The organism is Streptomyces ipomoeae 91-03, assembly GCF_000317595.1.
GTDB lineage: Bacteria > Actinomycetota > Actinomycetes > Streptomycetales > Streptomycetaceae > Streptomyces > Streptomyces ipomoeae.
In genome coordinates, this window is the sequence record NZ_AEJC01000434.1 from 1 (window position 1) to 9,239 (window position 9,239).

The 9,239-nt window shown below is 68.0% G+C and carries 7 protein-coding genes and 1 pseudogene; 5 read left to right on the top strand and 3 right to left on the bottom strand.

The annotated features are described in order from the left end of the window. Positions 1-101 precede the first annotated feature (101 nt). On the bottom strand, positions 102-464 hold the full coding sequence (locus STRIP9103_RS28965) for a DUF5995 family protein (protein WP_234022331.1): 363 nt from the start codon (positions 462-464) through the stop codon (positions 102-104). 32 nt (positions 465-496) lie between these two features. Between STRIP9103_RS28965 and STRIP9103_RS47200 the strand changes: the two genes are divergently transcribed. After that, a protein-coding gene (locus tag STRIP9103_RS47200; protein ID WP_411572367.1) for an IS5 family transposase occupies positions 497-1,371 on the top strand; the annotation gives its coding sequence in 2 pieces (ribosomal slippage) (positions 497-886 and positions 889-1,371; 873 coding nt in all). On the opposite strand, the gene STRIP9103_RS28980 is transcribed toward STRIP9103_RS47200, so the two are convergent. Continuing rightward, positions 1,355-1,831, bottom strand: coding sequence for a DUF5995 family protein (locus STRIP9103_RS28980; RefSeq protein ID WP_009326378.1), 477 nt, complete (start codon positions 1,829-1,831; stop codon positions 1,355-1,357). The genes STRIP9103_RS47200 and STRIP9103_RS28980 overlap by 17 nt on opposite strands. 388 nt (positions 1,832-2,219) lie before the next feature. Then, positions 2,220-4,175: an APC family permease gene (locus STRIP9103_RS28985; RefSeq protein ID WP_048821177.1), complete on the bottom strand. Its 1,956-nt coding sequence runs from the start codon at positions 4,173-4,175 to the stop codon at positions 2,220-2,222. A gap of 767 nt (positions 4,176-4,942) precedes the next feature. On the opposite strand from STRIP9103_RS28985, the gene kdpF reads away from it, so the two are divergent. The 4 genes and pseudogenes from kdpF to STRIP9103_RS29005 all read left to right on the top strand — a co-directional run. Continuing rightward, on the top strand, positions 4,943-5,032 hold the full coding sequence (gene kdpF, locus STRIP9103_RS45600) for a K(+)-transporting ATPase subunit F (RefSeq protein ID WP_009326374.1): 90 nt from the start codon (positions 4,943-4,945) through the stop codon (positions 5,030-5,032). A 32-nt stretch (positions 5,033-5,064) separates the two neighbouring features. Further along, entirely contained in the window at positions 5,065-6,744 is a 1,680-nt protein-coding gene (kdpA, locus tag STRIP9103_RS28995; protein ID WP_048821178.1) for a potassium-transporting ATPase subunit KdpA, read from the top strand. Next, positions 6,741-8,870, top strand: coding sequence for a potassium-transporting ATPase subunit KdpB (gene kdpB, locus STRIP9103_RS29000; protein ID WP_009326377.1), 2,130 nt, complete (start codon positions 6,741-6,743; stop codon positions 8,868-8,870). Before kdpA ends, kdpB begins: the two co-directional genes overlap by 4 nt. 24 nt (positions 8,871-8,894) lie before the next feature. Next, positions 8,895-9,239, top strand: a pseudogene (locus tag STRIP9103_RS29005) (potassium-transporting ATPase subunit C); the annotation flags it as partial.

Sequence of the window (9,239 nt, forward strand, 5' to 3'; positions counted from 1 at the left end):
CTGCTGAATCGCCTCGTCGAGCGACAGCCAAGGCTCGTTCCGACGCTAGGTGAGCAGGTGTTCGGCGTCGGCGGGATGCCGGACGGTCGATCCGCCGGGCCTCATCCCGTCCCCTGCCGGGCGGAGGGGCGCTCCATGGCGTTGTCCAGATGAGTGATGACGGCCGGTACGTCATGACTCTCGGTGCTCCGGATCAGCTGCAGGGCCGGCCGGGCGAGGCCGCCCGGTCGCGCTATCAACCGTGCGAGCACGGCGGCCCGGATGTCGAGCCGCTGGATGGTGGCCTCGCGCTCCTCTTCGTTCTGGCCGGCAAGCAGGACGGCGTTGTACCACGCCTCCTCGCGGGACTGACGGACACTGAAGTCGAGGATCCGCTCGTCGGTGCGGGCTCCGACCTGATCCAGCAGCGACATGAGTGGCGACAGTGCGCCGACCGAGTCCTGCACCACTAGGGTGCGTTTCATATGTGGATCTTGATGTGTCAAGATCCCACTTCGTGGGGCGGCATGATCTGACGAATACACAGTGGGCGAAGCTGGAGCCCCTGCTCCCGGTCGGCAAGAAGCCTGGACGGCCACCGGTGCACACCAAGCGGCAACTGATAGACGGCATACGGTGGCGCACCCGCGCCGGTGCTTCCTGGCGGGACGTGCCCGAGCGCTATGGCCCGTGGGAGACGGTCTACGGCCTGTTCCGCCGCTGGCAGCGGGACGGCACCTGGCACCGCATCTTCGAACAGCTGCAGGCCCAGGCCGACGCCGAGGGACTGATCACCTGGGACGTCTCGGTGGACTCGACCATCGCCCGCGCCCACCAGCATGCGGCCGGCGCCCGCAAAAAGGGGATCTGCAGATCGAGCCGCCAGGCGGTGTGTTCATCGAGCCCGACGACCACGGGCTCGGACGCTCCCGGGGCGGGCTGACAACCAAGCTCCACCTGGCGGTCGAGCAGGCCCAGAAACCGATGTCGCTGGTCATCACGGCAGGACAGCGCGGTGATTCCCCGCAGTTCCAGGTGGTCTTGGGCCGCATCCGGGTGCCCCGGCTCGGGTCGGGCCGCCCGCGCACCCGGCCGGACAAGGTGCGTGCCGACAAGGCGTACGGCTCCCGCGCGAACCGTGCCTACCTGCGCAAGCGCGGTATCCGCTGCACGATCCCGGAGAAGCGCGACCAGATCGCCAACCGCAAGAACCGCGGCTCCCACGGCGGCCGGCCACCTAAGTTCGACAAGGCCGACTACAAGGAGCGCCACGCGGTCGAGTGCGGAATCAATCGCCTCAAGCGGCACCGCGCTGTCGCCACGAGATACGACAAGTTGGCAGTTCGCTACGAGGCGACCGTGCTGGTCGCAGCCATCAACGAGTGGCTGTGACCAGCACTTTCAAAACGCACCCTAGCACCACCCGCGCAAGGATGTCGTTGATCAGCAGAAAGTCGCGCCGCAACGCGTGGATGGCCTCGCCTGGGCTGGTCCGCGCGGCGGCGATGGCCAGGTCGAGGTTGATGTGCGCGTTCACGCCGAGCAGCAGATGCTGGACGATGACGGTGTCGGCGTCGTCGAGCAGCCCGAACGCCTCGCGCCAACAACGCGGCCCGCTCCGGTCACGACGCCAGGCGTCGTACGCGTCGAAGTAGCGGTTGCCGAAGAGCGTGTCGAAACGGTCCATTCGGGCGCCGTCGTCGAACAGTCCACCGTGAATGGCCGTGCGGACCTCAACGGTCACCTGTCGGTACAGCGCCGCGAAGTACCCGACCCGGTCACCGGCTCGGCCGGCCTCCCGCACGATCCCGGCAAGCCCGTCCACGACATCGTCGATGTTCTCTGCCGCCATGCCCCACTCCCCTCTCCCGGTCCCCTCGTTCGGCCCGCACTCTCGCTGCTGTCCGCGGTGCCGATTACAGTCCCGTCCTACCACCGCACACCGTGAAGAGGACCCAACCGGCCACTCTTCGCTCCGCTGGGCTGGACAGGCGCGGCGTCGGCGCGGACCGCCGTCGGGGTGCCGCCGCCGACCTGGCCGTCGTACCGCTCCCGGCCCCGCCCGACGGCGACCGGCTCGCGGTGGGGTGGCGTACGGCCCTGGCCCCCTCCCGATTCGGCCAACCTCTGCTCGACGTTGATCGACCTGCCCGCAACCCCTTCAGCGCCGACCGCCACGGCGAGGCCGGACTCGCTGTACGGACGCTGTACGGACGCTTCTGGGGTTTCTGGCGCGTCGGTCAGCCGACGTGGACCCTGGGGCGCTGTGCGCGGTTGGGCTCCGCCTCGCGCAGGACCTCGCGGGTGACCGGGGCGACCTCGCCCTGGCCGAAGAGGAAGAAGCGCAGGAAGTTGGCGAAGGGGGTGCCCTCGGTCCACTCGAAGTAGATGTGCGGGATGTGGTTGGTCGTGTCGCGGACGTGGAGGAGGAGGGCGGCGAGGGCGTTGGGAATGGAGGAGGACTCCAGGGTCAGGACGCGGTAGCGGTCGTGCAGGACCTCGCCGCGTACGGTCAGGCCGGCCTCGAACTCGGAGGGGTCGGTGACGGTCACCTCGACGAAGACGAAGTCCTCCTGTGCGGGGAGGTCGTTGTCGTTGCGTATCTGTTCGATCTTGTCGCGGTACTCGGCCTTGTCGCGCCGGTCGGGTTCGTTGGCGATGAAGCGGATACGGCGGTGGGCCATGTCCCGGACGAAGCGCCCCGCCATGTCGTCCATCGTCACGCTGGTCACCCGCAACTCGAAGGCACGGGCCAGGCGGGACAGCAGCGAGATCAGGATGATGCCGGCGATGAAGCAGGCGCCGATCTTCACGCCGTCCGGGCGCTCGATGACGTTGGCGACCGTCGTGTAGAGGAACACCGCCGAGATCACCGCGAAGGTGATGGTCCAGCCGCGCTGCCCGGCCTTGCGGGCCGCGATGGTCACCGCGATCGCGGCGGAGCTGATCAGGACCAGCACACCGGTGGCGTAGGCGCCGCCCTGCGCGTCGACGTCGGCGTCGAAGATCCAGGTGACCAGGAACGCGATCAGAGTGAAGACGATCACCATGGGGCGTACGGCGCGGGCCCAGTGCGGGGCCATGCCGTAGCGGGGCAGGTAGCGCGGCATCAGGTTGAGCAGGCCGGCCATGGCGGAGGCGCCCGCGAACCACAGGATGGCGATGGTGGAGACGTCGTAGACCGTGCCGAAACCGTTGCCGAGGTAGTCGTGTGCCAGGTAGGCGAGGGCGCGTCCGTTGGCCGGGCCGCCGTCCTCGAAGTCCTTCTCCGGGATGAGCATCGTCGTGATGAAGCTGGTGGTGATCAAGAAGACGCTCATGATCACCGCGGCGGCCGTGAGCAGCTTCTTCGTGCCCCGGATGCGGCCCTTGGGCTGCTCCTCGGTGTCGTCCGGGTCGCCCTCGACGTGGGGCATCACCGCCACGCCGGTCTCGAAGCCGGAGAGGCCCAGCGCGAGCTTGGGGAAGACGATCAGAGCCACGCCGATCATGACGAAGACGTTTCCGTGCTCCGCGGTCAGGGCGCTGGACCAGTCGGTGATCACGTGGCCCTCGGTGAGCACGTGCCACAGGCCGACGATCACGACGACCACGTTGAGCCCCAGGTAGAGCGCCACGAGGGCGACCGCGACACCGATCGCCTCCAGGAAGCCCTTGAGGAACACCGCGCCGAGCAGCGCGATCAGAATCAGGGTGATCAGCAGCTGTTTGTCGTGCAGGACAGTGGTCAGGTGCGGGTTCTCCACGAGGTGGGTGGAGGCGTCGGCCGCCGACAGGGTGATGGTGATCAGGAAGTCGGTGGCGGCGAAGCCGAGCAGGGTGAGCACGAACAGCTTGCCCTGCCAGAAGGACAGCAGCCGTTCCAGCATCGAGATCGAGCCCTCACCGTGCGGGCTCTCCTCGGCTACCCGCCGGTACACGGGCAGGGCGCCCGCGAGCGTCACGATGACGAGCACGATGGTCGCTATCGGTGACAGCAGGCCGGCGGCGAGGGCGGCGATACCCGGCTGGTAGCCGAGGGTCGAGAAGTAGTCGACGCCGGTCAAACACATGACCCGGTACCAGGGCTGGCCCTTGTGCGGAGGCTCGGGTTCGGCGTGGGGTCCCGTGTGGCCGCCGCCTTTTCCCATGTCGGACAGCCCCTCCAGGAGCCATGTCCGCAGACGACTCGCGGGCGGATGTTCGGCGGTGGCCATCGGCGTGCTCTCCAAAGGTATGGCTCATGACGGATCGGGCCATCACGCGGACGGCCCGACCAGCGTAAGCGGAGAGTGACACCCAGGCTCACGCCTCAGGGGCCCGAAGGCGTCAAGACTGCGTTAAGGACTGGCGGGCATGCTGGTGGCACTGCAAGGTGGCGAGGTTCCAATTGGGCGGGTGCGGACTCGGCCATAGGGGGACAGGACATGGCCATGCACGCCCTGGAGCGCGCCTTGGGCACAGTGGGCACCCCCTGGTTCCCCCCGGGTCCGGCCCACCTCAGTGCACCGCACTCTCGGCCGCCGCGTTACCGCGTGCGTCCGTGATGCCGCCGCGGAACCGGCCGTCGGCGTCACCGTTCCCATCCCTGAAGGCGTCACCGTTCCCTTCCCTGAGACAGAGCCCGAACGGCTGTGGCTGGGGGTGCCCCCGCGCGAGCGAAGTCGGGGGCCGCGGAACCAGCGCGGCGCGATCATGGCGCACGCCGTGCGGCGGGAGACGGACGCGGCCATTTGCCGGCTGGGGTTCCGGCTGGGGTGACCCGCGTCTCCATCGCCGTCAGGGTTCCGTCAAAGGTGACGGGCTCGCCGTTAGAGATCCGTCAACGACGGTCGAATCCGGCCACGGGGACGGTTTCCTCTTAACCGTCCTTGTCGGATCGAACCTCATTCCAGGAGTTCCCGATGGCCGATGTGGCCTTCGTCGTCGCCACAGTCGCGGTGTTCGCGCTGGTGGCTCTCGTCGCCAAAGGGGTGACGAAGCTGTGACCGCCGAGAACGTCGTCGGCCTGGTCGTGGCCGTCGCCCTGCTGGGTTATCTCGTCCTCGCCCTGATCTTCCCGGAGAGGTTCTGACGGTGACATCAGCCGCTACCGCAGCGGGAGACATGGGTCCCGTACTTGCCGGCGTCCTCCAGCTGCTCGCGCTGATCGCCGCGCTCGCGCTCGCCTACGTTCCCCTCGGCACCTACATGGCCAGGGTCTACTCCTCCGACAAGCACTGGCGCGTGGAGAAGTGGATCTACAAGGGCATCGGTGCCAACCCGGACACCGAGATGCGCTGGCCGGCGTACCTGCGCGGCCTGCTCGCCTTCTCGGTGGTCAGCGTCCTGTTCCTTTACCTGCTCCAGCGACTCCAGGGGGTCCTGCCCGGTTCGCTCGGCTTCTCCTCGATCGCCCCGGCGCAGGCGTTCAACACCGCCGCGTCGTTCGTGACGAACACCAACTGGCAGTCGTACTACGGCGAGCAGGCCATGGGGCATGTGGTGCAGGTCGGCGGGCTGGCCGTGCAGAACTTCGTGTCGGCCGCGGTCGGCATGGCGGTCGCCGTGGCATTGGTGCGCGGTTTCGCCCGGTCGCGGTCCGGTGAGCTGGGCAATTTCTGGTCGGACCTGGTACGCGGTGTCACGCGCATTCTGCTGCCGGGGGCGGCGATCGCCGCCGTGGTGCTGGTGGCGTGCGGTGTCATCCAGAACTTCTCCGGGATCCACGAGGTCGGTCAATTCTTTAATGGGCACAGCATGGAGGGCTCGCAGCAGTGGAACGGCGGGGCGGTCGCCTCGACGGAGGCCATCAAGGAGGTCGGGACCAACGGCGGCGGCGTCTTCAACGCCAACTCCGCCCACCCGTTCGAGAACCCGACCCCGTTCACGAACCTCTTCGAGATCTTCCTGCTGCTGGTGATCCCGTTCTCCCTGACCCGGACGTTCGGCGTGATGGTCGGCAGCGTCAAGCAGGGATACGCGATCCTCGCCACCATGGCGACCATCTGGGTCGGCTTCGTAGCCCTGATGATGTGGACCGAGTTCGCCCACCATGAGGGCGCGTTGCAGATCGCGGGCGGCGCGATGGAGGGCAAGGAGGTCCGCTTCGGCGTCGGCTCCTCGTCGATCTTCGCCGTGTCCACGACGCTCACCTCCACCGGTGCGGTGGACTCCTTCCACTCCTCCTTCACCGGGCTCGGCGGCGGCATCACGATGCTCGGCATGATGCTGGGCGAGATCGCGCCCGGCGGTGTCGGGTCCGGCCTCTACGGCATGCTGGTCATGGCGATCATCGCGGTGTTCATCGCCGGTCTGATGGTGGGCCGCACCCCCGAGTACCTGGGCAAGAAGATCGGCACCCGCGAGATCAAGCTGGCCGCCTGCTACATCCTGATCACCCCGGCCCTGGTCCTGGTCTTCACCGCGGCCTCCATGGCCCTGCCGACCCCGCCGCACTCCATGCTCAACTCCGGGGCGCACGGCTTCTCGGAGGTGCTGTACGCCTTCACGTCCGCCTCGAACAACAACGGCTCGGCCTTCGCCGGCCTGAACGCGAACACCGACTGGTACAACACGGCGACCGGGCTGGCGATGCTGCTCGGCCGGTTCCTGCCGATGGTGTTCGTGCTGGCCCTGGCCGGATCGCTCGCCGAGCAGAAGCCGGTCCCCGTGACAGCGGGCACCCTGCGCACCGAGAAGCCGCTGTTCACCGGCCTGCTGGTGGGCGCGATCCTGATCATCACCGGCCTGACGTACTTCCCGGCCCTCGCGCTGGGCCCGCTCGCCGAGGGGCTGGCGGCATGACCACCGACACCACCGAGCACGAGGACGCCATGTCCACTGCCACTCCGACCCGGGCGCCGCACAGCGACGTTCCCACCGCCCACAAGACCCCCGAAGGCCGCGTCGGCGCAGGCCTGTTCGACCCCAAGCAGCTGATCAAGTCGCTGCCGGACGCCTTCCGCAAGCTCGACCCCCGGGTGATGGTCAAGTCGCCCGTGATGTTCGTGGTGTGGGTCGGCTCGGTGCTCACCACCGTCTTCTCCTTCAAGGACCCCGGCGACTGGTTCGGCTGGACCATCTCCGCCTGGCTGTGGCTGACGGTGATCTTCGCCAACCTGGCGGAGGCGGTCGCCGAGGGCCGGGGCAAGGCGCAGGCCGACACCCTGCGCAAGGCCAAGACCGACACCGTCGCCCGGCGGCTGGTCGGCGACGCTGAAGAGCGGGTGCCCGGCACCGAGTTGAGGATCGGTGACCTGGTGGTCTGTGAGGCGGGCGACATCATCCCCGGCGACGGTGACGTCGTCGAGGGCGTCGCTTCCGTCGACGAGTCGGCCATCACCGGTGAGTCGGCCCCGGTCATCCGCGAGTCGGGCGGTGACCGTTCAGCTGTCACCGGCGGTACGAAGGTGCTGTCCGACCGCATCGTCATCAAGATCACTACGAAGCCGGGTGAGACCTTCATCGACCGGATGATCAATCTGGTCGAGGGTGCGGCGAGGCAGAAGACGCCGAACGAGATCGCGCTGAACATCCTGCTCGCCTCGCTCACGATCGTCTTCCTTCTGGCCGTCGCCACGCTGCCGCCGTTCGCGAACTACGCGGGCACCCATCTGACGATGGTCGTGCTGGTGGCGCTGCTCGTCTGCCTCATCCCGACCACCATCGGCGCGCTGCTGTCCGCGATCGGCATCGCAGGGATGGACCGGCTGGTGCAGCGCAATGTGCTGGCCATGTCGGGCCGTGCGGTCGAGGCCGCCGGTGACGTCTCCACGCTGCTGCTGGACAAGACCGGCACCATCACCCTCGGCAACCGGCAGGCGGCGGAGTTCGTGCCGGTCGAAGGCACCACCGAGGCCGAGGTCGCCGACGCGGCCCAGCTCTCCTCGCTGGCCGACGAGACGCCCGAGGGTCGCTCCATCGTCGTACTGGCGAAGGAGAAGTACGGGCTGCGCGAGCGCCACCAGGGCGAACTCGTCGGAGCCGAGTGGATCGCGTTCACCGCCCAGACCCGGATGTCAGGCGTGGACGTCGACGGGCGCAAGATCCGCAAGGGCGCCGCCGGTTCCGTCATCGCCTGGGTGCGCGAACAGGGCGGAACGGTCGCCGACGACGCCGACACCCTCTCCAACCGGATCTCCGAGGCCGGCGGCACCCCGCTGCTCGTGGCCGTCGAGGACGACCGGGGCGCCCGGATCCTCGGCGTCATCCACCTCAAGGACGTGGTCAAGGACGGCATGCGGGAGCGGTTCGAGGAACTGCGCCGCATGGGCATCAAGACCGTCATGATCACCGGCGACAACCCGCTGACCGCGAAGGCGATCGCCGAGGAGGCGGGCGTCGACGACTTCCTCGCGGAGGCCACTCCCGAGGACAAGATGGCCCTGATCAAGCGGGAGCAGGCCGGCGGGAAGCTCGTCGCGATGACCGGCGACGGAACGAACGACGCACCCGCGCTCGCGCAGGCGGACGTGGGCGTGGCGATGAACACGGGGACGTCGGCCGCCAAGGAGGCCGGCAACATGGTCGACCTCGACTCCAACCCGACCAAACTCATCGAGATCGTCGAGATCGGCAAGCAACTGCTCATCACCCGGGGCGCGTTGACGACGTTCTCCATCGCCAACGACGTCGCGAAGTACTTCGCGATCATCCCGGCGCTGTTCGCGGCCGTCTACCCGGGCCTGGACAAGCTCAACATCATGGGTCTGTCCTCGCCGGACTCCGCGATCCTCTCCGCCGTCGTCTTCAACGCGCTGATCATCATCGCCCTCGTCCCGCTCTCCCTGAAGGGCGTGCGATACCGGCCGGTCAGCGCGGACAAGATGCTCCGCCGCAACCTCACGATCTACGGCCTCGGCGGACTGATCGCCCCCTTCATCGGCATCAAGCTCATCGACCTGCTCATATCCCTCATCCCCGGGCTGTAACTCTTCGAAAGAGTACTGATCGCCATGAACAACTCCGTCACGAACACCGCCCGGTTGCTCGGGGCGGGCCTGCGCGCCCTCCTCGTCCTCACCCTGGTGACCGGTGTCATCTATCCGCTGGTGATCACCGGCATCGCCCAGGGCTTGTTCCCGGGCAAGGCGAACGGCTCGGAGATCAAGGCGGACGGCAAGGTCGTCGGCTCTTCCTTGATCGGCCAGTCGTACAACCTGCCGCTGAAGAAGGGGCAGGAGACCCCGGAGCCGGACCTGAGGTGGTTCCAGGGCCGCCCGGCGAACGGCCTGGGCGCGAACACCGTGAACACGCAGTACAAGCTGCTGCTGTCCGTGCGACCAACCTCTCCGCCGACA

Bases quoted from the DNA above. Each gene is read 5' to 3' on its own strand.
- STRIP9103_RS28965 (WP_234022331.1), bottom strand. From the start codon at position 464: ATGAAACGCACCCTAGTGGTGCAGGACTCGGTCGGCGCACTGTCGCCA.
- STRIP9103_RS28980 (WP_009326378.1), bottom strand. From the start codon at position 1,831: ATGGCGGCAGAGAACATCGACGATGTCGTGGACGGGCTTGCCGGGATC.
- STRIP9103_RS28985 (WP_048821177.1), bottom strand. From the start codon at position 4,175: ATGGCCACCGCCGAACATCCGCCCGCGAGTCGTCTGCGGACATGGCTC.
- kdpA (WP_048821178.1), top strand. From the start codon at position 5,065: ATGGGTCCCGTACTTGCCGGCGTCCTCCAGCTGCTCGCGCTGATCGCC.
- kdpB (WP_009326377.1), top strand. From the start codon at position 6,741: ATGACCACCGACACCACCGAGCACGAGGACGCCATGTCCACTGCCACT.